The sequence below is a fragment of the Pseudomonas nabeulensis genome (assembly GCF_004682045.1).
In the GTDB taxonomy this organism is placed as follows: domain Bacteria; phylum Pseudomonadota; class Gammaproteobacteria; order Pseudomonadales; family Pseudomonadaceae; genus Aquipseudomonas; species Aquipseudomonas nabeulensis.
Map to the genome: position 1 here is coordinate 22,366 of NZ_QUZT01000030.1, position 21,692 is coordinate 44,057.

The following is a 21,692-nucleotide window of genomic DNA, read 5'->3' on the forward strand; positions in this document are numbered from 1 at the left end:
CGCCCTCAGAAATCGACGCTGCCGAGGAACGTTTGTCCGCGGCGCTGGCAGCAGCTGTATGGCCGCCAAAGGGCCCACGCATAATCGCCCTGTTGCGCTTGAGTCAGCGGTTCGCTGTGGGGGAACACCGCGCAGGTGTTGGAGAGGCGCGGCGTCAGTTCCTGCCACTTGCCTGTAGAGGCGTCGTTCTCCACCAATGCTCCGGCTGGCCAGTAGCCATCGCGAGAGTTCGCGAGCAGCGGCTGATACACGTGCAGTTGCCCCCGCCGGGTGACGATGTCACCGGCGCGCTGGGCCACCACGGCGCTGGCCTTATGGTCGTCGACCTGGTGCAGGAAGCCGCCACGGGGGTATACAGCGCCCCACAAATTCAGTGAGGTGCGCGCGCCGATCTCGCGCAAACCAGGGATCAGTGCCTCGGGATACACGGCTTCTGGGATGTTGTAGCGCCACGCAATGGTATCGAGCGTGCTCAGCAGATAAGGCATGAACGCGGTGCCAGCGCCTTCGCAGATGTAGCCGGAAGCGGAGGCGAACTGGCTGAAGACGTAGCCGCCTGGGTGGCCGATCACATCGGCGTTGCGGAACTTGGCGAGGTTGTTCTCGTTGTCATGGTTGGTCGTGCCATCACCACCACCCTGGGCTGTCGTGTTGGGTGCGCTCATGGCCCGCACCTCGATCCATGGGTTTTCGCCCGTGTTGGCGTAGCTCGACACCACAGCATCGGGGATGTAATGCCTGACCTTGACCGACGTGCGCACCGAGCAGCCGAATTGGGTGCAGAACAGCCAGTAGCAGATCCCCGTGACCCGGTATTCGAGGCAATCGGGGGACAAGGTGGAGGAGATGATGGTGGCGGTGTTGAGGGCGAACGACGATCCAGTCGCCATCAGCAAGATGGTGGCGATGCCGGCGCGCAGGCGGCGTTGGAGTCTCATGGTTGAGCCCTCCGGTGCGCGTCGATGTGCGCGACCGCTTTGGCGACATCCGGCTCGCCATAAACCACATACCGTTGATCGACGATCACGGCCGGAATGGTGATGATGCCCATGCTCCAGGCATCAACGACCCCCTGATAGGCCTCGCCGATACGCTGCTGCAACGCCGGTCCGCCCTCTTTCAGGCGTTGTTGCACGATCGCTGCGGCGCGGACTGGATTTTTGGGAAGCTTGCCCGCCAACTCGGCCTCGATGCGCGAGGGGCGATCCAGTTCGATGACCCGGGCACTGCCCAGGTTCTGCATCGGGTGCCGGGCGTCGGTGACGACCAGGACGTCAGCGGCTTGTGCCAGCGGGCTCAGCAGCGCGGCGAGCAGGCCGGTGGCAAGCGTGTGCTGCCAGGGGGGAAAGGTAGGAGCAGGAACCAGCATGTCGGAGCACCACGAAGTTGATCATGGTGGTAGTCCACTCCAACAGCGGGCGGGAAACGACAAACAAACCGGAACTGGCGGTGACCGGTTTTATGGGAAGGTTCGGGATGGGCGGTGCGCCAATGTGAAAACGCCCCAGCCGAAGGGATGGGGCGCGTTGGCTCAAGCTGAGCCGGCGTGGCCGGCGACGGTGCTGGACTAAGGCCGTGACAGCCGTTCGAGCTGCTCGCTACGGCATATCATGCTCGACGTGGCTAAGACGAGGATATTCAGTTGATGGTTATGCAAAGGATTTCGTCAAGAAGGCATCGGGATGCCCTGTGCGGGTGGCCCGATGCCTGGCGAGAGTAGAAAGATCAGAGCAGTCCCATTTCGGCAAAAGAAAAAGGCTCTCCTTGGCCAATGATGACGTGATCGAGCACACGGACGTCAATAGCTGCCAGAACGGTCTTCAACTCAGCTGTCAGCACTTTGTCGACCTCGCTGGGCGTGGTCACGCCCGACGGGTGATTGTGAGAAAAAATGACCGAGGCCGCATTGTGCTCCAGTGCTTTGGCCAGCACGCCCCGTGGATAGACGACAGCCTGACTGACCGTGCCTTTGAACAGTTCCTCATAGGCGATCACTCTGTTCTGTGCGTCCATGAACAGCGCAACGAACACTTCATTGCGCTGCTCGGCCAGCTTGACACGCAGATAGTTTTTGGTCGCTTCCGAGTCGATCAACGAAAGGTCACGGCGAAAGACCCGCTGCTCTACGATCTCCATTGCACGGGCGACAATCCAGTCTTCGTGCTGGGTGCTTAGCATGTTGAACAGCTGAACGCTGTCTTGAATAGAAAGGGATGAGTTCATTTAGTTGCCTCCTTCGGTAGAGTTGGAGGCGCCCCTGGGAGGGCAAGCCCTCCAGGGTGATTGAAATGATGCATCCATCGCAATGCGATCGTCCGCGCATGGGACGCGAAGCGGACAGGTTTTCGGTCAGCCCGGCGTGTGCCGAACCGTAGCCTTGAAGACCAATGGCTACCTGGGCATGACGTCGATGGAATCGACGATCAGGACACGGTTGCTGCAGCAATGTCACCCCAATGGCGCATTTGCTGCCTGAGGGCCCATACGGCCCGATCGCGCCATGCTGGTGCCACGAGACATCCTTCGAGAAAGAGCAGACGATCGGCGATACGGTCCACGTGATCGCATCCCAGACGCTGCGCGGTCTCGCACTCGACCAGGTTGTCCTGGTGGATGAGCTCGACCGAGAGCCGCTCGATTTGCTGCGAGATGCTGCGCGCCTCCTTACGAGTGCGCGCAGGCATGCACCAATCCACCAGCTCGCCGAGCACGATGCCGCGTAGAATCAACGCTTCTTGGTCATCGAGGATATCCACATGCGTCGCCATGGCGACTGCGCTATCGGACTCGTATTGTTGCGCGTAGCGCCGCTCTGCCACGTAGCGTATCGACGCTTGCAAGGCGTCGGGGAGATGACCAAATCCCCCGATCTCCTCGGCGCAGGACAGCGTCCCATTCATAAAGTCGTGGGACGACGCGTCATCAACCAGACCATGGCAGATTGCGAGCAGCCTTGTCGGATTCGGTTGAGAGTGTGCACGTTTACTGGACATCGGGGTGATCCTCCTCTGCGATGGGGGATGAGAGCATGTCGATAGCCGATAGCAGCACATCGCCCGGAACCGGGCCTGGGAGCAGCAAGCTCTGGCCACTGTGGTTATCGATCAGGCGTAGCGAAGGTGTTGCTGTGATGCCTGATGTGATGGCTTCGTGCGCCTGTGTTTGTACAAGGCTCATGGCCTCGCCACTGCTCAGGCAGGTGTGGATGGCCTGGGATGCATCGGGAAAGGCCTCCAAGTCAGACACGCCCTGACCGCCAGTGCGGGTGTAGGTATAGATCCACTGAACGGCCGACCAAAACGCCTTATGCCCGCCAGCCTGGCCAACGCATTCCGCAAGCGATGCCTGGCGGCTTGCGGCCGGCTCATGCTTGGTCAATGGCAGGTGATGCCATTGCAGGTTGACGTCGGAGGTGGTGTCGATCCAGCGATACAGTTCCGGAAAATAGGCTTGGCAGTAAGGGCACTCAAGGTCGGCATACAGCACCACGGTGAAGCGCGCATTCGCCACCCCGTGGCGCCAGGGTGGGCCTTCGAGATGCTGCTGTACGGTAGAAGGTGTAGGCGGGCTGGTGGCATCACGCAGCGTGACGACAAGCAACGCCAACAGAAGCAGGATCAGGGTCATCACTGCGGACAGCAAACGCCGACGACGGTGCCACATGCGTTCGGGGGATGCGGGAGGTAGAGATCGTTGGGCAGTCATGTGAGGCTCCGTCGGTCAGGACAACACGTCGTCGAAAGCTAGTGGTGTGATGCCGCGGGCGCGGTCAATTTTTTCGGACACCTTGAACGCGGCTTCGAGCTCGCTAATGCCGAATTGCTGCATGAGTTGGTAGCGCTCGGCCTTCTCCTCGGGCTCGGTTTGCGCGAGTGCGAGGTAGAGGCTGGGTGGAACCGCCCGGAACAGCACTTCCATGCTCTTGGAAAGGATCACGCCTTCTGTGAATTTCCCGGATTCCTTACGAGCCGAGAGCATCAGCGCCTTTTGTGCGGGAGTGAGTTCCCTGAACCTAGCGATCTTCTCGACTTCGTCAGGGGGCATCGACAGACAGATCCACCATTCGATCATCGACAACATCGGCTCTGCGGCCTTCGGGAGATCGTCGACGTTTTGCGTAGCAAGCCAGAACCAAGCGCCCAATTTTCGCCACATTTTCGTGATCTTGACGATGTAAGGAGAAAGCAACGGGTTCTTCGTGATCACGTGCCCTTCATCGGTCACGTTGAGGATGGGGCGCCCCAAAAATTGATCACGCTCGGCGATATTGTTGACCGTGCTGATCAGCGAAATGTACGAGATGGAAAGCTGGGCGTTGTAGCCTTCGCGTGCGTACGTTGCCAGGTCGACGATGGTGATGTCGGCCTCCGGCCACGGCGTACCTGGGCGGTCGAACATCTCGCCATCGGTGCCTTGGCAGAACATATCCATCGCATCGGCCATTTCCAACAACCGTGCGCGGCGAGTCTCCGGCAGGGTCGCGTCGCGCCCGCGCTCGCGCAACGCATCACGAACGTCGCGGGTCAGTACGGTTCGGTCTTCGGCGACGCAGTGCTGAGCGGCATCGAGAATGCACTGGCGGATCAGCGAACGATCGGCGCGGGTCATGCGAGCTTCTTCGCGCTCTTCGCCCCCAGTGATCATTAGCCGAGCGGTGATTTCCAGCTCGCCAAGCACATCGCGCTGCTCGTCGGCTTCGCTGGTCTCGACCGGGATGGGCGGCTCGTCATCCAGCGCATCGGCATCAAGCGTCTGGACATCGCTGGGTGTTTCGATTAGACGGCGGGCGTCGGCAAAAGGAGCCAGGCTCACACCCGAACCAGGAGCCAGCTTGACCCGGTTGACTGTCATGCCAAGTTGCCGGGCAAACTCGGCAAACAGGCCAAACGAATTGCCTGCCTCGACGATGAAGATTCGCGGACGGTAGATGGCCGCGACTTGGTTCAACATGATGTTGAGCGTGGCTGACTTGCCTGAGCCTGTGGGGCCGAACAGGAAAAGATGAGCATTCATTTGCCTATCGAGGCGGTTGAACGGGTCGAAGGTGATGACGCCGCCGCCACGATTGAAGAAGGTGATGCCTGGGTTCCCTGTTCCCTCGCTGCGACCCCACACGGGACTAATGTTCGCTGCATGTTGGGCGAACATCAGTTGGGTGTACCACTGCTTGCGATCCTGAGCGGGGTTGTAGACGCCCGGCAACCAGCGTAGATAGCTATTGAGCGGGGCCACCTCGTCTTCTTCACGTACCGGCTGAAGGCCAGCGTTGAGCATCACGTTGGCCAGTTGCAAGCCGCGCCGATCGAGCTCGCTTTCATCGCGACCGCGCAGATAGAACGCGAGATTGCCGCGGTAAAGTTTGTGAGCGCTGCCGATCAGCGACCGGGCTTCGTTCACGTCGTTGAGCGTCTGCTCGGACGCCAGCGTGTCGCCAACCGCCTTCTTTGCCAGATGGTTGAGATGCGCCTCCAGCACGTCTTGCGGAGTCGCGACGAGTGTTAGGCACATGACCGTGTCTTCAGGCATTTGGTCGAACAGCGTGTTGATCGCGTCGCCTTTGCGAGTCTCCCCGGTCAAATGCCCGGTCGCTGGCGGCATGCGCAGGCGGTCCGTAACCATGACCCGATGCGGCATGTCGTCGAAGTACCACAGGCCCTGGGCGGCATCGGAGCGCGGCTGACCGAAGAACAAACGCTGGCTGAAATCCAGACCACTTGCCAATTCAATCTCTTCAGGCTCCAAGGCGTCTGGGTATGCGGTCAGCTTGTAGAATCGTTCGCGGTCTTCGGTGCTCGACCCCAGCAAGGCGGGGTGTGGATTGAACCAGCGCAGCAGCCAGTCATGAATCTGCGGTGCATCCAGGCGACGCGCGTGAATGCCGGCATTGGCCAGACCGCCGAGCAGGCGGTCGCAAACGACGTTCAAGGCTTGTTCGGGCGTTTGGCCACGCCGCGACACGCCTGCGCCCGCCCTGCGGTAAACCACCATGCGCACACGCCGGCTTTGGCCGCGCCAACCCAGGCGGGTGACCACCGTGTCCTCGAACAAGCCACCGGGTTTAGCCACGGCACGCAGGTGGTGCGCGAAGAAACGCAGATAAAAATCCGTGAAGCGAGTGTCCCGCGCACGGGGCTGCACGTAGTCGCGCAAGGTTTGCAGGTACTGATCGAAGTTGGTTTCGTCCTGGGCATATAGTTGCAGCACCCAAGGGTTTTCGTCCAACTCGTCGAAACTGTCCTGTAGGGCGTTCTCAAGCGAATCACGCGCCTGCGCCAGCCAGGCCGGTTCGCGGCCTTCGGTACCCAACGCGGTCAGCTCGAAGAAAGCCCCGACCGATTGCCCATCCTCCAGCAACATGCACTTCGATTCAGGCAGGTATTCCACCCAGGGCAGCAGTTCGACAAAGGATGGCAGCACACCGTACAGCGCCTGCTCATCGTCCAGTGTCGCCGGTCGACGCCCCTGCACGGCCGCACCGGGTTCCGGAATGCCGTGCTCGTTCAGGACTTCGACGTGCCGCTGCCAGGCGTCCGCTTGTGTATGTGCCTGGGTAATTCCGGCTTGTACTGAGGCCCGTTTGAACCACGGAAAACGACGGACCATCAGTAATCCTCCACACGCTCGCCCGGCATCGCGTACTGGACGCGCTGGTACAGGGGGAAGACCGTGGTGTAGCCGGGTACGGGCACCGGATCGGTGCCGGCCAGGTGTGGAAACACGTACATCTGCAGATCCGGATTCGGCAGCCGGTGGAACTGGCGGTGGATCTCGTTCGCTGCAGTACGTGTGTAGTGCATCTGTTCCACCGATGCGGTCTGTACGTCGGCATCGGTGAGTGGCCGACGCAGGCTCTGGCGAGCATCGAGCAATTGGCGGCGCGCTACTTGGCCACTGCCGCCTTCACCGTCGGCTTGGTACCAGATGTCCTGCATCGTGCGGTCACCGTGAGGCATCAATTCTTCCTTGCTGGTGGCGCAGCCGCTCATGGTTGCCACGGCCGCCGCCAGCAGCAGCGCTTTAATCCAGTTCGAGTGCATGGGTTTTTCCTGTGCGGTGATCGACTTTGCGACCCTCGGGGTCGTAGTCGATGGCAAGGGGTTTTTCGAGATGGACGGCGACCTTGGCGCCGGGTTGGACGTAAACGGCCGCGAAGGCCTGGCCGTACAACTTGTTGACCCATTCGGACATATCGTGCACGCCGCCGGCGAGGATGCGGCCCACGGCCTCGTTGCTGCTGATGCCCACGATGCCGATGGAGCCGTCGGCCCCTGCGTAGGACATCTGGCCGCTATCGGAGTCGATCAGCGATGCAGCCCCGGCGCCAGCCGCAGTGATCAGGGCCTGAGTCCCGAGATACTGTTGAGCATTGCTGCGACGCTCGCCGCTCACGCATGGGATACCGTACGGGTCGCTGATCCAGCCCAGCCCGTCTTGGTCGTTGTTCTGCTGGTTGCCGCGCTCGCTGTTTTCGGGGATGGTGCGGATGGTGCCGTCGTGGAACACGAACGTGATCGAACGCACCTGCCCCCTGACGCACGACAGCGTCCAGTCGCCGCTGGCAGTGCCGCTGAACACGGCACCGGCCACATCGGGAATATCAATGCCGTTCGCCGTCAAATTGTCGGGGCCGACCAGCACTTTGAACGGATACGGGTCGTTCACGGTTCCGTCGATCGGCACACGGCCAATCAATGCCGTCATCGCCACCGACCCCATGAGCGTCGAGTTTGTCGGCACCGTATAGACCGCCTTGGCCGTTGTGACCCCGGCTGCCTTGGCACCCGCATCGGCAACGTTCCCGACGGCGGTTTCCAGCGTCTTCTGCGCTGGCCCAAAACTGGTTGGAAAGCTCAGGGCGCTGTTGCTGTTGCGGCTATCGGCCTGCTTGGCATCGTCCGGCTCCACCCAGCGGATGCTGTCCTCGCCGCCGGATCCTGCGGCATCCCCATCACTCAGGCCCAGCCCCACAGGCAGATCAGGATGGTCGCCGCCACGTCCGCCGATGCTCTCCAGACGGCGCTGCAAGTCCTGTAACAAACCTTCGGTCTGCTGGCGTTCGCTGGCGAGCTGATCTTGGTCGCGGCGTAGGTTGGCGCGCTCAGTGTCGAGCGCGGTGCTGATCCGCTGGTCGATGGCACTTTCGCGCTGGCGTAGCCGCTGGTTTTCGTCGCGCTGGGTCTTGTTGTCGGTCGTCGCTGTCTGCAGCTCGGTGCGCAATTGCTTAACCTGGGCAACTAGTGTCGCGACCGTGTCGCGTGGGGTATCGCCTTCGATACCCAGTGCTTGCATTTCCTCGGGCGTGAGCACACTGCCCGCACCGGTATCACCCGACGCGGGTGAGCCGCCACCCGAGAACAAGCGGATACCGACGAACAGTACGAGCAGTGCGACTGGGATCATCAGCCACTTGAGCAGACCGTTACTGCGCATGATCGGTCTCCTGTGTGAAGTGCTCGGAGCCGGTCTGAGGCAGGTGCGCCGCCGGGTCGAAGCGCTGGATGGCTGGCAGCAGCGATTGCGCCAGGCCGCGTCCGCGCGTGACCAGGTAGAGGACGGTGGTGTCTTCTGGGGTGCCACGAGGACCAAGCGCCTCGTGTTGGAAAGTGGCGGTGAGGAAGTCGCCCTGCAGCAACCGAGGATCGAGCGTGAGCCAATCGCTACCGGTATGGGTCAGGCGTACAGCCGTTATCCACTGATCTTCCAGCCGCCATGACGCCAGTACGGCAGCGCGTACCGGCAAGGTCGGCAGCAGCGTGTCGAGCTTCAGATCACCGCGCAGGTTGACCCGTGTAATGCCGGGTACGGAATCGACCGTACGCAATGGAGCGTACAGATTCTGCGCTGCGAAACGCGTTAGCACGACGGGTACCGGGGTTTCGCGATGCGACAAAGGCGCCGAAGCCTGGCGCTCGGTATGGTAGGTCGATTCACCGTCGCTATCGCCAGCCTGTGGTTGGCCGTAGCGCTGAGGGATTGCGCTACCCTCGACGATACGCACCGGCTCCAGTGACGGTTCGCCGTCCTTGGAGGGATGGGCGGCGATGTCGAGCAGGATGAGCGCGCCATTGTCTGCATCTTGCAAATGCAGCCGCGTGGGTTCGAGGGGCGCGTTCGCACGCAGGTAGATCGCGCCGCCTGCGCTCTGTACACGCAGCCGGTCGCCGACACTGGTTGGCACACCGACACGCACATTCCTGTCGATGAACACGATGCGCTCCTGATCCACCACCAACGGCACGGCCAGCGGCAGGCGCTCCCAGCGGAGGATCTCCAAGGCCTGAGCGGCTGGAGTCAACGTCAAAGCCAGCACTCCCAACCACACCAAAACGTAGTGCTTCATGGCGTTTCTCCTTTCAGCTCCAGACCGCCGCGAATGGGGGCTTCCTGTGTGGGCGTGGTGATGCGCTGAGGGGCGCCGTCATAGCAGTCGAGGGCTAGACCGAATGGGTTGCGGGCTGGATCGACATCCATCCGCACGACTTTCACCGGGTAGCGCACCAGGGCGCGTTTGACTTGCTCCGATCCGTGGTACTCGTCTGCACTGAGATCGAGCGTCACGATCCAATCCCGGTCAGATACCGAGCGAACCCGCGCCGAAGGGTTGTCGCCATAGCCGCGGCCAGGAATTTCGTACACACCCCGTACGCGCTGGCGCAGCTCGCCGGTGCTGCGGCGGTAGTCATAATCCGCACGCAGGAATGCCTGGCAGGACGGCGTGAAGTAAGGCGATAGCGCATGCAGGTTGCGCGCATAGTCCTCTTCACCATTCGTGGGCCAACGGTTGAGCTGTTGGAACACGTAAAAGGTGAAGGCGTAGACCGATTCAGGTGGAACCTCCCACCATTTGCGCGTGCTGCCTGAGCGCAGGTCGGGCGGTACGTGGATCGTCAGGTCGCGCGGCGCGCTCCACCAACCACCGCCCATGACCAGGGCGAGCAGCAGCAACGCTGCAGCGCCGAGGCGCAAAGTAGCGATGTGCGCTTTCAAACTCGCGACTTCGTTTTTGAAGCGGCTCATCGCGCCGGCCTCCGATGAGACCAGTAGCCCGAGCGTGTAATCAGCACGTGTCCCCCGACCCAGCCGGCCAGCAGCGGAGAGCGGGTGGAGAGGCGCCACTGAAGTTGGCGGTACAGCCATGTGTCCGGCCGGCCACGTTTCTGCCGACGCAGAATGCCGCCACCGACGAACACTCCCAAGGCGATGCCGACAACGACGAAGGTTGGTGCCAACGCAATAGTGGAGAACAGCCACGACAGCGGCGCGCCAACCAGCAGGCCCGCCGCGCCGGACAGACCGCTGCAAATCCACAACTCGTCTGTTGTCAGGCCGCGCACGACGACTGGGTGACGATTTAACCGGTGCGGCAGAAACGAGAGGGTGCCATCCGCGCGGATATGCTGATGCTCGGACATGCGTCGGCCCCCTCAGAGGATCCCGGTTGCTTCGGTGAGCAACCAGATACCGATCACGAGCAGAATGGCGCCGACCGCGACAACCAAGCCAAACTGCCCCCAGGTTTTCCGACCGGTCTGCACCTCGGAGTACGTGCTGTAGGCGTGGTAGCACACGCCCACAAACATGGAGGCCACCACCAGCAGTGCGACCAGAAGAACAATGTCGTAGCCGTAGTTGCGGATCGTCTGCATGATGCCGCTGCCGGCACCCCGCGATGGGTTCTCCAACTGAGGCAAACCCTGTGCGAATGACAACGCAGGCAACGATGCGAGACCCAGCGCAATTGCAGTGCGCTGGACGAGACGAGCGGGGGAGAAGCGAGTTTCCATGGTCTGACCCTTTCTGGTTACGAGAGGAGGAAAAAAGTCAGCACCAGGTACATCGCGAGAAACCGCACGATGACGCCAAGGAACTGACGTTGATTAATCCGGTTCTCTGCCCAGCCGACGTAGGCCGTGCGAATCGCCCAGGCGCCCCACAGCAGCAGCACCGCGAACACCAGGCCGACCAGCACGGTCGCGAGGAGCGCGGGCGCAATACCGCTGTTGGCCTGAAAGGCGGAGAGTTGGGCGGAGGTCATGGCTGGCGCTCCCGGGAGGTGTCCGGGGCTGCAGCGTTGGCGCGGTAATCACCGGCCAAGTCGACGGGATCGCGAGGCTGCGCACGTGATGGCGTGAGGTGGGTCTGGATGCCGGCGCGTACCTGCGCCAAATCAGCAAGCAGGCGCGGATAGTCGAAGTGGTAGCGTTCGCCCGATGTGATCGGGGCGTTGGCAGCGCTTTGCGCAACAAACCGCTCCAGCGCATCAAGTTGCCGCATGGCGGCGACCAGCTCCTGGCGCTGCATCGGCGTTTCGGCGCTTGCGGTCATCGGCGCCACAGCCATCACAGTGGCCATGAACAGAAGGTATGCGCCGCGTTGCGCAGGCCTAATTGAGAGCACCATCGCGCTATGTCCTCGTTAGATCAGCAATGGCGTGATCGTGGCGAGACAGGCGCGCTCAGGCTGCAAACAATAGGAACTGGGAGGACACCGGATTCATGGTGTAACGCGCAGTGGAAGAGTCTGGACAGACGTGATGCGCGGATAGGCGGGGAGGCGCAGACGTCAAGGGGCTCGGAACCATGGATCCGTGCCGCAAGCGCAATAGCCTAATGAGCGGTTTGCACAAAAACCTAAAAATGGTTAAGCTCAATAACCTAATAATGATTCAGCGCCACAACCTAATGGAATTGCTCCATGGCCATGCCTTCAGACAAGCTTGCAACCGCCCTGGTCGCCCTCAAGCAGCTTCAGGATCAGGGACTTGTCGCCATCCGCAGCAGTCAACTCAGCCGCACCCACAGGGAGCGGCTGCAGAACAGCGGTTTTCTGGCCGAGGTGATGAAGGGGTGGTACATCCCGACGCGCCCGGACGAGACGCAAGGTGAAAGCACGGCCTGGTACGCGTCCTTCTGGGCGTTCAGTGGCAGCTACCTGACCGAACGATTCGGGGCTGATTGGTGCCTTGGACCTGAACAGTCCTTGAGCCTGCTCACCGGGGATTGGACTGTGCCTCGCCAGCTCATGGTCCGCTCGTCTAGGGGCGGCAACAAACCCTTGTCACTTCCGCACCAGACTTCGATCTTCGATATCCGAGTGGATTTACCACCGGATGCCGACTTGGAAGTGCGTGACGGTTTGCGTCTTTATACCCTGCCGGCTGCTTTGGTGACTGTTGGACCTGCGGCCTTCCAGACGCATCCCGTCACGTTACGCACGGCACTGGCTATGATCCGGGATGCCTCGGACGTTCTAGCGCGCCTGCTTGACGGCGGTCACAGTGTGGTCGCCGGACGGCTGGCCGGAGCGTTCCGCAGCATCGGCGGTGAACAGATTGCCAATGACATCGTCGACGCCATGCGTGCCGCTGGCTACGCCGTCAAAGAGACCAATCCGTTCGCGGACTTACAGCCGACCGTGGTCAGTCTGGGAGAGCCATCGCCCTACGTAAATCGACTTGGTATGACCTGGCAACGCATGCGAGAGCAGGTTCTGGATCATTTTCCACGTCCGTCCCAGACGTCGGTGGACAAGGATACCTACCTGAGGCAGGTCGATGACGTCTACATCACCGACGCTTACCACTCACTGTCCATCGAAGGGTACCGGGTCAGTGCCGAGTTGATTGAGCGCGTGCGATCCGGCTCCTGGAACCCTGACGACCAGGCTACCGATCGGAATCATCGAGATGCGCTGGCGGCCCGTGGTTATTGGCTGGCGTTCCAGCGCGTCAAGCAAAGTCTTGGAACCATCCTTGATGGCAAGAATCCAGGAGTGGTCGCGCAGCAGGATCATGGTGCGTGGTACCGGGAACTGTTCGCACCCAGCGTCACTGCTGGCATTTTGCGGCCAGGAGATCTGGCAGGTTATCGCAGCGGCCCGGTATACATCCGTCGTTCAAAGCATGTCCCGCCGCGCCATGACGCCGTGCGCGATCTGATGCCAGCATTCTTCCGGCTTCTTCAGGAAGAAAGCGACCCAGCCGTTCGAGTGGTGCTGGGACATTTCGTTTTCGTCTATATCCATCCTTATTTCGATGGCAACGGTCGCATGGGACGCTTCATGATGAATGCCATGCTGGCGGCGGGCGGCTATCCATGGACAGTGGTTCCGGTAGAGAGTCGCAGTGATTACATGGCGGCACTGGAGGAAGCGAGTGTCGAGGGCAATCTGGTTCCATTCAGCCAATTCATCGGGCAGCTAGTAGAGCGTGCGCCGGTGCACATTGGAGTCTCAAATCGTGCCGCGGGCGCGCCAGACCGGAACTAAGCATCCAAGTCGATCACCATGCGCGGAGACTGATATTTAAGGATCAATAGGCGAGTGCGTTTGCGCCTAAAGGTATTTTTTGAAACTGCCGGCCGTGAGATTCACCGCAAGCCCCAGTAAGGCAGCGCTGGGCAGCAGGATCCAAAGCGGGTGTAAGGAAATGGGCATTGCCAAGTAGACGATCCATGGCAACACTGCTAACGGCAGTAAAGAGGCTTTTGCGCGGTGGTAGATGAACCCTGATTCACGCCCCGCCCCGAACCGGCGCACATCGCGCCGAACCAAACCATCGATCAGGCCGACGAATGCAGCGGTGAGGATCATGGGCAGGGACAGCACCAGTACAAGCAGCCGCACCAGGAACGTGAGCGTCGTGAACGCAGCGGCAATCAGGTAGTTCTCAGACCAGACATAGACTTGGCTGATGAAGTACCGGAAGTTTCGTATCTCGCCCTGGCTTGCCGCACGGGCGTGTTCCGCGTTGCGGGTCATGCGATCGAGCAACCCCGTCCTGACGAAGACCCATTCGTAGCCAGTGTCCACCAATTGATGCGCTGTGCGCCCTGGCTCTTGAACAATCACGCTGCGAGTGAAGTGATTCGACAGATGGCTCAACTCGTACTGCAGCATGGATTGCGAATGGCGCCAGCCCTGATCTTTCCAAAACAAATGCATACCGACGCACTCCACGACAATCGAAATCAGCAGTGAGCCAATCAGTACTCCGACGATCCGAAATGGCAATGTGATGGTGCTGGCAATCAAGCCCTGACGTTGGTTCTGCTGTCGCTGGGCGGCCGAGGCAGCATCGCTCATGGTGCGGCCTCGTTGTTCTGGATTTCTTCATTGATCGTCGTGGTGGCAGTTGCGGTGGGTGTCTCGTCGAGTAGATCATCGGGCAATGGGTCATCCTGCAGTACAGGTGAGCCCAGGTTTTCCCACCAGTGCGCACTTTCGGTGTAACTCTGGCGCATGTAGCTTGCCAACTGTTGCAGATCCGCTGGCATCACTTCGTCTGGATCAGGGGCCGGTAATGGCATGCGCACTTTCCACAACTGCCCGCCTTGCATCAGGGCAAAGGCTTGGCCTTTCGGTAAGGCCACGATGTGCGATGGTTCAATCATCGGCACGCTCGACATGCTGATACGATCCTGGGTGTTCGAAGTGAAGTCAGTCGAACCGCGGATATCCGAGCTGTCAGTCGCACCGCTGACGATGGTTGTGGTGTAAACCTCCACTTTGGGCAGTTGCTTCGTGAGCAGCTCAGCGGTGGCGGTTTCCCTTACCCGGAGCATGATCAAATTATTAAAATTACCGATCACTTGGCCGGCTTTCGCCCTGTTACCGATACGCGCTTCGATGTCGCTGAGGGTCTGAGTGTAGGCGCTGACCTGAATCCCTGCGCCCCCGCCTTTGTTGATCATTGGGATGAACTCGCTACCCATCAGCTCGTTGAACTCGTCCGCATGAACGTTGATCGGTACCTTGGTGTTAGCGGATGCACCTGGTAGGCCATCGTCGATGCCATGCTTATAGATGTGCCCTGCAACCGACACCATGTCGCTAAACATGGAGTTACCGACCGCCGCTGCAACTTCTGCATCGGATAGAGCATCCAGGCCTATGTAGACGACGGCCCTTTTGCGGACGATTTGCATCCAGTCGAAAATGGGCCGGGGGTCGTTCAGATCCGAATAGTTCGGCGCCAACAACTGCGCGACCTTGCCGCTGGTGAGCTTTTCCAGCAGTGGCAGCAGGCTGGCGACGATCTTGTCGAAATACGTTTTGTCGTAGCGCACGGCACTACGCAGCCCGTCTAGTACTGGATCGTAGTTGCGCGCCTGCGAGAGATATTGCTCAAGCGCGATCACGCGCTTCTCGCGCCCGATCATGTTCCTGGGGATATTCTTGTCGTTCAGCTTTGCTTCGAGCTGGACAATGATTTCCCATGCCTTCGGCTCATGCTTTGCGAAGTAGTGCTGGGCATATTCCAGAAACAAAGCGTCGATGTTGATCACATGACGCTGGATCAGCATGTAGTCCGGGCGCTGCCCCAGCTCTACCAATGCCCGCGCGATGATGTTGACGAAGCGCCACGCGAACTCGCGAAATGCCGCTGAATTTCCCTCGCCCGAGAGCTGCCCTGCGATGCGTGTAGCGACTTCAGAGATGCGTCCGAACCGCCCTACAGCGTTGTAGCGTGCGGAAATCTCCGGCCAACCCAAGTGAAAAATATAGAACTCGTCTTCACGACCGGCACGCTTGGCTTCGACGTACATCCTTTTGAGCAAGTCCGCGTCGCCTTTAGGGTCAAAAACGATGACCACTTCATGCTCGCCAAGATGGTTCTTGCGGCGGATGTCTTGCGTGATGAACAACTCTGCCAGGCGAGTTTTACCCACGCGTGTGGTTCCCAGGATCAGCGAGTGTCCCACTCGCTCGCTCAGTGGCAGGCTGACGTCCACTTCCTCAGGTTCGATACCATGCAGGCGCGGCAGCCCACCAACGGGCGGAAGCGGCCGAATCGGATTGAACGGAACGTCCCAACTGGTGAGGCGAGGCAAGTACGAGAGGGGGAACGGTGCAAACTCCAGCCGCTCCTCCAGGCGGCGTGCCAAGCGGTACGCCGGCGTCGGCTCGACATAGCGCCGGAATTCGGGGCGATACGTCTGCATCAGCCGATGCGTGTGCTTCTGTTCCCAGAGAAAGCCCTTGCCGATGAACAGACGTTGCTGGCTGACCGGAACGTCGCGACTTGTCATCAAGTAACGGGGCAAGCGCCGGATATTGCGGCGATAGCGTAAGATCACCCTAGCGTCGCGCAGGCGAATGACCCCGAAGGTGGAGAATGCAAGCGCGCTGCCTGCGCCCATTGCTGGGCTTAGTGCAAGCGACCACGGTGCCGCGATACACAAAAAAGCGGCACCAGCACACGCTGCGACGGTGTATAGCTCCACTGCTGGGCGGAGCAGGACTTCCACGGGCTGGTTGCGCGCCATGGTGTCATTGCTCGATGCCGGTAGACGTGATCAGCACTGGGTAGTGGCGCAGCCCCAGACGCTCGGCGAGGTCGTCGGCGGCCACTGCCGACAACGGCACACCGGGAGCCAGATTGCGCAGACGCACCAGCCCCTGCGTGGTCTCGACATTGACCACTAGCCCGGCGGCACCGCGTTCACGCAATGATGTTGCGTGACGGCTTAGCCAGGTGCGCGAAATGTCGTCGTCTCCTACCAGGAAGAACGGCTGCAAGCCCGGCGCTTCGATGACCCGCCGCGCCACGACGCCTGGCGTAAGCTTTGCGCTGCGCACGGGCATCATGTCCGCCTCGTCCGCAGGTGTCGTCCGTGCATTGGGAATGACGATGGCAGGCTGCGTAGCGGTGCTATTACGCGGCTGTAGATCGAGCGCCTCATAGTACGGCAGCGCCGAAGTCCCTCCGCGATCTTCCACCACGATCAATGGCTCTGCGGCCTGCAATGGGCACAGCGGTGCGGTCACTAGCAGGATGGACAGGCCGCGCAGGGCCAGGCGGAATGTGATCATCGTACAGTCTCCTTGCGTGCGGTAAGTGCCGCACTGGATGGGGATTGGCCCAGCACACGGTTCAGGTGCTGGGAAACGCTGCGTCGGTAGCGCGCGGCGGGCTCGCCACCTGCGGGGCGGTGATACCGGCCGACCGCCAGTAGCCAGTCCTCGCCGGGGGTGTGTTGTTCGCGAAGGATGGCGGCGGCGATGGCGAGGTTGCGGTATGGATCGAGCAGGTCGCAGGGGCTGGTGAAGCGGTGTTCCTGGTAGCCGAGATTGATCTGCCCCAAGCCTGCGTCGATGCGTGTGGCAGGTGTATGGCGCAGCGCCTGTTTCAGGCCTTCGCAGGCTTCGGAACGTGTAGAGAATCGCTGTGAGGCACCGGCTACGTTCAGTGACCAAGGCCACGGGACGATGCGCCCGCTGCGCCGGACGCCGCTTTCCTGCAAGGCCACGGCGTAGAGCACCGTCGAGGGAATGCCGGCACGCTGCGCGGCGAGTTGATAGGCTGGCGGTGGAGTCTCTTGGGCATGAGCAATGCCAGCGAGCAGCCCCCCGGCCGCGAGAACTAGCGCTCGCAATGCCCGCACGGCGGGTACCGAAATCAAGGCAAACGCTGCCATTGACCGTTCACCTCGCGAACCGCTGCTGGCAGGTCGCCGGGCAGCCCCAGCGACAGCCAGCGCCCACCATCATGATTGAGTGTGATGCTGCCGCTGCGCACCCGTGCCGGGTCGATCTGCGCACGCCGGGCCCAGTCGCGGATGCGTGAATCCTCCTGGCGGCTGCCGACCATATACACATCGAACTCGGCTCCCGAGGTCTGCAGGCGCTGTACGAGCTGGCCACAAGATACGCAGCCGTCCCTCACGAAGACCGCAGTGCGGCCACTGCCACCCACGGCCGCAGTGCTCGGCGCGGCATCAGGTAGATTCACGCGCTGCATATCGGGATGCAGACGCTGCCAGGCCTCGTCGTAAGCGCGCTGGTATGCCAGCAATTTCTCGACACGGCGTGCCTCGGCCTGCACTTGCAATTCTGCATAGCGCCGCCGCTCCTCATCAGAGCGGGCCTCGACACCCAGCGCAGATAGAGGATCCAGATTGGGCGAGTAGATGCCGAGCGGCCCGTCCATCAGTGCACGGTAGCGGGTGAACTCTTCGTCTCGAAGGCCCCATGCCTTCGCCAACTCCCCGTCGCGGTTGTGTTCGATTTGGCTCAGTGTGTTGCGCGAGGGCTGGGCGTTAGAGGTTTGCTGTGCCGACGCTGGCAAATGCAACGTCGCCAGCAGCGACATGATCAGGATGGGATGGTGTTTCATCACATGGCCTCCGCGTCAGGGAATCGCAAGGCGGCGAGTCTGATCGCCGGCCTTGAACACGGCGGTCTTGCCGTCGATAGCCTGCAGGCGCCACTGGCCGACGACATCGCCCGGAAGCACCACCTGCACCTCGGTAGCGGTGAGTTCGCCCACGGCCGGTGCGATGGATACGCTGCGATGCCCAGCACGCAGTTCGACGCCCACTACGCGATAGGGAAACGGCGTCTCATGCGGCTTGGAGGCGGCGGGCTTGGGTGCGCGATTATTGGGTGGCAGAGCGGTGCGGGCGGCAGTCTGGCTCGCCTTGAACTGGTCGAGCTCAGAGCGAAGCGCCTGCAGATCATCCGTCGTAGCACGCGCTTCCAGCGCCTGCTCGATTTGCCCGATACGCATTTCCAACGTCTGACGGGCACTTTGCAGCGCAGCTTCCGTCGCCGGTACCGGCCGAGCCTCCAGAGCCTGCAAACTGTCCGCTAGCTCGGTGACCCGCGTCTGGAGTACTTGCAGTTGCCGCAGGCCAGTGTCGACGCGTTCCTGGTCGACCAGATCGGTCATCAGGCGATAACCCAGGCCCACCATGACGCTCAGGCCGATCAGCCAGCTCCACAGCAAGACCTGCATGACCAGGGTGGCGGTCGAACGTGAAGTGCTTTGCGCCACGGTCATGGTTGCCCCTCCATAATCGGAAAGGACTGAGCCGTGTCGTTTGAAGGAGATCCACTGTCTGGAACCTTCTCGACATCATCTTCTCCTACCCGCACGAAGCACACCTGACGCGCTCGGTCATCGACATGCAGATCCCAGGCGGGGCCGGCAAGCGTGAGCAGTGCATCGCGCAGGGTCATCGGGCCAAGTTGCAGATGTGCAGCCGGCAGCGGCAACGAGTACAGCTCAATGACGGTATGTGGTGTCTCGCAAAGTTGGTAACCGCTGCGCTTGAGGACGTGCCGCAGTCCGTCGCCAACCGAAGCGCGAGCGTCTTCGGGCATCGAGACATCGACGATTTGCAGCAGCAGGTCGCGCTGCGCCGGGGTGGGCGTTAGCTCCACAAGGCTGTAGCGACCGTAGCGAACCACCGGAATGAGCTCGGGGGTATCAAGCTCAGGGACGCGGAAGACCTCCTCGGTGTCGGAAGGCTCGACAGGCTCCGCGATAGTTGCGCAGCCCGTCACGGTCGCAGTGGCAACCTGCAGGGCGCAACCGATCAGACGCTGCAATGGGGAGATGGTTGGCATGGATCGGCTCTCTGTTGCAATGAGCCGATACCATCGCCGGGCGGGGAGACGCGGTCAGTAAAGAATACGAACTACGAGCGCGCCGTATTGTTAAGCCTATTTGAAAAATCGCGATAAGGTATGCAACGGTGATTAAGACATCCGATGGTGGGTATCTATAAACAAGACACCCCCTCCTTGAGATGAAAGAAGTGCAGCCATGCCCACGGGAATACGGACATGGCTGCAGATGAAAAGAAACGATAGAGCTGGCGGCACAAGGCCGGCGTGTGGCGGGAACTCTGGCGGCGACTAGTGGCAGGGTCATGGTGCTGGTTAAAAAGACTGGGAGCACCACTCCCAATGGCAGTGATGTACCCGCGTATAGAAGTAAGAAGCGGCGCAAGGCTGACTAGGAAAGATCAGTAGGTGTAACGAGTATTGCTGCTGAGTGCGTTAGCGCTCGGATGGCAGCGTGATATGCGTCTAAATGCGATTCGATTCGGTAAAGATGCGAATACTCAACTCACGATGTACTATCTAAAACGATTCAAGTGAGCCGCCCTGCTGCAAGAGGGGCCGCTGCCAGGTTGCAGGCGATGCTGGACTTGCCGACGCCATCTTTCTGATCGAGTATGACACGACGCATGGTGCAGTTCATCCCTGAAATGTGCTGCTCGGACGGTGCGCTGAGAATGTCAGATCAGGGACAATCCTATGAGGGAAGCATGACAGTAATAAGGCAAGCCTTGTTACATTGTGCTGCGGTGTGGTCAGTCGCCAGCTTGGCTTACGCTCACCTGATTGCGCCCAGCACGCTTGGCAGCGTAAAGCGCCTGATCGGCCTTGCTTAGGGTAGTTGCAGGCTGCTCATCGCCACTGGCCTGCCACTGCGCAACACCCAGCGAAACGGTCACCCCGCCAACTGGTGCAATAGCGGTGTCTTGTACGCAGATTCGCAGCCGCTGGGCGACGGTACTAGCGATTTCCAGCGGCGCGCCGGGCAGCAATATAAGAAACTCTTCACCGCCTGTGCGACACAGCACATCACCTTCGCGGCAGCAGCGGCGCATCAGCTCGGCCAACCGGCGCAGCACCTGGTCGCCAACATCGTGACCAAAACCATCGTTGATCCTTTTGAAGTGGTCGACATCCATCACGATGACCGAGAAGCCACGCCCCTCAGCCTCCAGCAGCGACAAGCTGAACTCTAGACTGCGGCGGTTGCCCAGCCCGGTCAGCGCGTCGGTCTGGACGTCGCGGTTGAGCCGGCCGATGCGTTCTTGCAGCAGATTGAGGCCAAACAATAAGGCGCGCTTGAGCTCGGCAGCTTCGAAGTACCAAGCCTTGACCCGGTGCAGCCGCTCTGCGGTTTCGGCGCGGTCCAGTGCACGCGCCCCGGCGGCCAATTGCCAGAGCGGGAGGGTGATGGTCAGCGCCAGCCACCACAGCAAAAGGCTGCCGACCAGCGCCAGCGGGACAGAGATAAAGATCACATTGAGGATCAGCTGGCGCAGCGGCGCTATGGTTTGCGTCAAAGGCTGTTGCGCCACCACCCCCCAACCAGTGCTGGGCACTGTGGCAAAACCGGCCAGCATCTGCACGCCGACGCTGTTGGTCAGCTGACGGGTACCGTCCTTGAGGGTGGCGAGCTGATCAATCAGTTCATTGCCGCTGACTACCGTGCCCACCCGCTGCGCATCAGGGTGATAGAGCAGGCGCCGGTTGCGGTCGACGACATACAGGTAGGAGCCGTCCTGGTAATAGTGCCGGCCGAGCAAGCTATTGAGGATGTTGTGCTCGCGCAGGTACAGGCTGCCGCTGACATAGCCCAGGTAATTGCCCTGGCTGTCGAACATCGGCTGCGACAGCGCCACCACCAGATTATTGGCTGATGACAGGAATGGTGTGGATACCAGCGCCCGGCGTTCACGCAATGCCTCTTGCGAGCCTGGAGAATGAACCGTGGAGCCGAGCAAGTGGCGCAGTGAGGCGGGCGAAACCGCTCGCAGCATGCCTTGTGCGTCTATGACGAACGTTGAGTTGAAGGCGCGGCTTTGGCGCAGCAAGCGTTCGGTTTCTTCCTGCAGCGCTGCCTTGTGGTTCAGTTGCAACGCTTGAACCGCGGCGCTGAAGCTTAGCTGTTGTAGACCATTGCCCAGGAAGGTATCGGTAATCGCCGCAAGCTTGGCGGCATACACCCGGTTGGACTCCAGTGAGTGGTCGATCAACAGCTGGCGCTGTACCCGGTAGCTGGCGAAGTAACTGGTCAGCAACATGAGCATGGCGGTAAGCCCCGAGAGCACTAGGATGAGTGTGCGCAGATCCAGGCGCAGTCCTTTTTTGGCGTGTGGCAATCCTGA

General features: G+C 60.9%; 23 protein-coding genes and 1 pseudogene. 1 reads left to right on the forward strand and 23 read right to left on the reverse strand.

The features are described from left to right. Positions 1-5: 5 nt before the first annotated feature. The 14 genes from DYL61_RS16690 to DYL61_RS16755 form a co-directional block, all read right to left on the reverse strand. Positions 6-938 carry a TIGR03756 family integrating conjugative element protein gene (locus DYL61_RS16690; protein WP_135309233.1) on the reverse strand — a complete coding sequence of 311 codons (933 nt, stop codon included), beginning with the start codon at positions 936-938 and terminating at the stop codon, positions 6-8. After that, positions 935-1,369, reverse strand: coding sequence for a TIGR03757 family integrating conjugative element protein (locus DYL61_RS16695; RefSeq protein ID WP_135309234.1), 435 nt, complete (start codon positions 1,367-1,369; stop codon positions 935-937). Before DYL61_RS16695 ends, DYL61_RS16690 begins: the two co-directional genes overlap by 4 nt. A gap of 356 nt (positions 1,370-1,725) precedes the next feature. Beyond that, complete coding sequence (locus DYL61_RS16700; RefSeq protein WP_135309235.1) at positions 1,726-2,223, reverse strand: JAB domain-containing protein; 498 nt, start codon at positions 2,221-2,223, stop codon at positions 1,726-1,728. 200 nt (positions 2,224-2,423) lie between these two features. Further along, entirely contained in the window at positions 2,424-2,993 is a 570-nt protein-coding gene (locus DYL61_RS16705) for a hypothetical protein (protein WP_135309236.1), read from the reverse strand. Further along, positions 2,983-3,705, reverse strand: a complete 723-nt coding sequence (locus DYL61_RS16710) for a DsbA family protein (RefSeq protein ID WP_135309237.1) — start codon at positions 3,703-3,705, stop codon at positions 2,983-2,985. The genes DYL61_RS16705 and DYL61_RS16710 overlap by 11 nt, the downstream gene beginning before the upstream one ends. Positions 3,706-3,720: 15 nt before the next feature. Beyond that, a complete protein-coding gene (locus DYL61_RS16715; protein ID WP_135309238.1) occupies positions 3,721-6,603 on the reverse strand; it encodes a conjugative transfer ATPase in 2,883 nt (960 codons plus the stop codon). Then, positions 6,603-7,037: a TIGR03751 family conjugal transfer lipoprotein gene (locus DYL61_RS16720; protein WP_135309239.1), complete on the reverse strand. Its 435-nt coding sequence runs from the start codon at positions 7,035-7,037 to the stop codon at positions 6,603-6,605. Before DYL61_RS16720 ends, DYL61_RS16715 begins: the two co-directional genes overlap by 1 nt. Next, complete coding sequence (locus DYL61_RS16725) at positions 7,018-8,430, reverse strand: TIGR03752 family integrating conjugative element protein (RefSeq protein ID WP_135309240.1); 1,413 nt, start codon at positions 8,428-8,430, stop codon at positions 7,018-7,020. Before DYL61_RS16725 ends, DYL61_RS16720 begins: the two co-directional genes overlap by 20 nt. Further along, positions 8,420-9,340: a TIGR03749 family integrating conjugative element protein gene (locus tag DYL61_RS16730; protein ID WP_135309241.1), complete on the reverse strand. Its 921-nt coding sequence runs from the start codon at positions 9,338-9,340 to the stop codon at positions 8,420-8,422. The genes DYL61_RS16725 and DYL61_RS16730 overlap by 11 nt, the downstream gene beginning before the upstream one ends. Next, the gene (locus DYL61_RS16735; RefSeq protein WP_135309242.1) at positions 9,337-10,017 is read right to left on the reverse strand and encodes a PFL_4703 family integrating conjugative element protein; all 681 of its coding nucleotides are present in this window, start codon (positions 10,015-10,017) and stop codon (positions 9,337-9,339) included. Before DYL61_RS16735 ends, DYL61_RS16730 begins: the two co-directional genes overlap by 4 nt. Beyond that, positions 10,014-10,412, reverse strand: a complete 399-nt coding sequence (locus DYL61_RS16740) for a TIGR03750 family conjugal transfer protein (protein WP_135309243.1) — start codon at positions 10,410-10,412, stop codon at positions 10,014-10,016. Before DYL61_RS16740 ends, DYL61_RS16735 begins: the two co-directional genes overlap by 4 nt. 12 nt (positions 10,413-10,424) lie before the next feature. Continuing rightward, the gene (locus DYL61_RS16745; RefSeq protein ID WP_135309244.1) at positions 10,425-10,784 is read right to left on the reverse strand and encodes a TIGR03745 family integrating conjugative element membrane protein; all 360 of its coding nucleotides are present in this window, start codon (positions 10,782-10,784) and stop codon (positions 10,425-10,427) included. 17 nt (positions 10,785-10,801) lie between these two features. After that, on the reverse strand, positions 10,802-11,035 hold the full coding sequence (locus tag DYL61_RS16750) for a TIGR03758 family integrating conjugative element protein (protein ID WP_135309245.1): 234 nt from the start codon (positions 11,033-11,035) through the stop codon (positions 10,802-10,804). After that, on the reverse strand, positions 11,032-11,400 hold the full coding sequence (locus DYL61_RS16755; protein ID WP_135309246.1) for an integrative conjugative element protein, RAQPRD family: 369 nt from the start codon (positions 11,398-11,400) through the stop codon (positions 11,032-11,034). Before DYL61_RS16755 ends, DYL61_RS16750 begins: the two co-directional genes overlap by 4 nt. Before the next feature lie 294 nt (positions 11,401-11,694). Here DYL61_RS16755 and DYL61_RS16760 point away from each other — a divergent pair, with 294 nt between their 5' ends. Continuing rightward, the gene (locus DYL61_RS16760) at positions 11,695-13,266 is read left to right on the forward strand and encodes a Fic family protein (RefSeq protein ID WP_135309247.1); all 1,572 of its coding nucleotides are present in this window, start codon (positions 11,695-11,697) and stop codon (positions 13,264-13,266) included. Positions 13,267-13,332: 66 nt separating this feature from the next. Here the strand turns inward: DYL61_RS16760 and DYL61_RS16765 are convergent, their stop codons facing one another. The 9 genes and pseudogenes from DYL61_RS16765 to DYL61_RS16805 all read right to left on the reverse strand — a co-directional run bounded on the left by DYL61_RS16765 (position 13,333) and on the right by DYL61_RS16805 (position 21,686). After that, positions 13,333-14,082 (reverse strand): TIGR03747 family integrating conjugative element membrane protein, encoded by a 750-nt coding sequence (locus DYL61_RS16765; protein WP_135309248.1) that lies wholly within the window; start codon positions 14,080-14,082, stop codon positions 13,333-13,335. Beyond that, positions 14,079-16,265 carry a type IV conjugative transfer system coupling protein TraD gene (gene traD, locus DYL61_RS16770; RefSeq protein WP_135309249.1) on the reverse strand — a complete coding sequence of 729 codons (2,187 nt, stop codon included), beginning with the start codon at positions 16,263-16,265 and terminating at the stop codon, positions 14,079-14,081. The genes DYL61_RS16765 and traD overlap by 4 nt, the downstream gene beginning before the upstream one ends. A gap of 4 nt (positions 16,266-16,269) precedes the next feature. Continuing rightward, on the reverse strand, positions 16,270-16,812 hold the full coding sequence (locus DYL61_RS16775) for an integrating conjugative element protein (RefSeq protein WP_135309250.1): 543 nt from the start codon (positions 16,810-16,812) through the stop codon (positions 16,270-16,272). After that, entirely contained in the window at positions 16,809-17,417 is a 609-nt protein-coding gene (locus DYL61_RS16780; RefSeq protein ID WP_135309251.1) for a transglycosylase SLT domain-containing protein, read from the reverse strand. Before DYL61_RS16780 ends, DYL61_RS16775 begins: the two co-directional genes overlap by 4 nt. Further along, on the reverse strand, positions 17,399-18,115 hold the full coding sequence (locus tag DYL61_RS16785; protein WP_135309252.1) for a TIGR03759 family integrating conjugative element protein: 717 nt from the start codon (positions 18,113-18,115) through the stop codon (positions 17,399-17,401). Before DYL61_RS16785 ends, DYL61_RS16780 begins: the two co-directional genes overlap by 19 nt. Positions 18,116-18,130: 15 nt before the next feature. Then, positions 18,131-18,781: a hypothetical protein gene (locus DYL61_RS16790; RefSeq protein ID WP_135309253.1), complete on the reverse strand. Its 651-nt coding sequence runs from the start codon at positions 18,779-18,781 to the stop codon at positions 18,131-18,133. Further along, positions 18,778-19,350: a PFGI-1 class ICE element type IV pilus protein PilL2 gene (gene pilL2 / locus DYL61_RS16795; protein WP_135309254.1), complete on the reverse strand. Its 573-nt coding sequence runs from the start codon at positions 19,348-19,350 to the stop codon at positions 18,778-18,780. The genes DYL61_RS16790 and pilL2 overlap by 4 nt, the downstream gene beginning before the upstream one ends. A gap of 532 nt (positions 19,351-19,882) precedes the next feature. Beyond that, positions 19,883-19,978 (reverse strand): annotated as a pseudogene (locus DYL61_RS31615) (ParA family protein); the annotation flags it as partial. A 124-nt stretch (positions 19,979-20,102) separates the two neighbouring features. Continuing rightward, positions 20,103-21,686, reverse strand: a complete 1,584-nt coding sequence (locus DYL61_RS16805; protein ID WP_135309255.1) for a sensor domain-containing diguanylate cyclase — start codon at positions 21,684-21,686, stop codon at positions 20,103-20,105. Positions 21,687-21,692 lie beyond the last annotated feature (6 nt).

Bases quoted from the DNA above. Each gene is read 5' to 3' on its own strand.
- DYL61_RS16690 (WP_135309233.1), bottom strand. From the start codon at position 938: ATGAGACTCCAACGCCGCCTGCGCGCCGGCATCGCCACCATCTTGCTG.
- DYL61_RS16695 (WP_135309234.1), bottom strand. From the start codon at position 1,369: ATGCTGGTTCCTGCTCCTACCTTTCCCCCCTGGCAGCACACGCTTGCC.
- DYL61_RS16700 (WP_135309235.1), bottom strand. From the start codon at position 2,223: ATGAACTCATCCCTTTCTATTCAAGACAGCGTTCAGCTGTTCAACATG.
- DYL61_RS16705 (WP_135309236.1), bottom strand. From the start codon at position 2,993: ATGTCCAGTAAACGTGCACACTCTCAACCGAATCCGACAAGGCTGCTC.
- DYL61_RS16710 (WP_135309237.1), bottom strand. From the start codon at position 3,705: ATGACTGCCCAACGATCTCTACCTCCCGCATCCCCCGAACGCATGTGG.
- DYL61_RS16715 (WP_135309238.1), bottom strand. From the start codon at position 6,603: ATGGTCCGTCGTTTTCCGTGGTTCAAACGGGCCTCAGTACAAGCCGGA.
- DYL61_RS16720 (WP_135309239.1), bottom strand. From the start codon at position 7,037: ATGCACTCGAACTGGATTAAAGCGCTGCTGCTGGCGGCGGCCGTGGCA.
- DYL61_RS16725 (WP_135309240.1), bottom strand. From the start codon at position 8,430: ATGCGCAGTAACGGTCTGCTCAAGTGGCTGATGATCCCAGTCGCACTG.
- DYL61_RS16730 (WP_135309241.1), bottom strand. From the start codon at position 9,340: ATGAAGCACTACGTTTTGGTGTGGTTGGGAGTGCTGGCTTTGACGTTG.
- DYL61_RS16735 (WP_135309242.1), bottom strand. From the start codon at position 10,017: ATGAGCCGCTTCAAAAACGAAGTCGCGAGTTTGAAAGCGCACATCGCT.
- DYL61_RS16740 (WP_135309243.1), bottom strand. From the start codon at position 10,412: ATGTCCGAGCATCAGCATATCCGCGCGGATGGCACCCTCTCGTTTCTG.
- DYL61_RS16745 (WP_135309244.1), bottom strand. From the start codon at position 10,784: ATGGAAACTCGCTTCTCCCCCGCTCGTCTCGTCCAGCGCACTGCAATT.
- DYL61_RS16750 (WP_135309245.1), bottom strand. From the start codon at position 11,035: ATGACCTCCGCCCAACTCTCCGCCTTTCAGGCCAACAGCGGTATTGCG.
- DYL61_RS16755 (WP_135309246.1), bottom strand. From the start codon at position 11,400: ATGGTGCTCTCAATTAGGCCTGCGCAACGCGGCGCATACCTTCTGTTC.
- DYL61_RS16760 (WP_135309247.1), top strand. From the start codon at position 11,695: ATGGCCATGCCTTCAGACAAGCTTGCAACCGCCCTGGTCGCCCTCAAG.
- DYL61_RS16765 (WP_135309248.1), bottom strand. From the start codon at position 14,082: ATGAGCGATGCTGCCTCGGCCGCCCAGCGACAGCAGAACCAACGTCAG.
- traD (WP_135309249.1), bottom strand. From the start codon at position 16,265: ATGGCGCGCAACCAGCCCGTGGAAGTCCTGCTCCGCCCAGCAGTGGAG.
- DYL61_RS16775 (WP_135309250.1), bottom strand. From the start codon at position 16,812: ATGATCACATTCCGCCTGGCCCTGCGCGGCCTGTCCATCCTGCTAGTG.
- DYL61_RS16780 (WP_135309251.1), bottom strand. From the start codon at position 17,417: ATGGCAGCGTTTGCCTTGATTTCGGTACCCGCCGTGCGGGCATTGCGA.
- DYL61_RS16785 (WP_135309252.1), bottom strand. From the start codon at position 18,115: ATGAAACACCATCCCATCCTGATCATGTCGCTGCTGGCGACGTTGCAT.
- DYL61_RS16790 (WP_135309253.1), bottom strand. From the start codon at position 18,781: ATGACCGTGGCGCAAAGCACTTCACGTTCGACCGCCACCCTGGTCATG.
- pilL2 (WP_135309254.1), bottom strand. From the start codon at position 19,350: ATGCCAACCATCTCCCCATTGCAGCGTCTGATCGGTTGCGCCCTGCAG.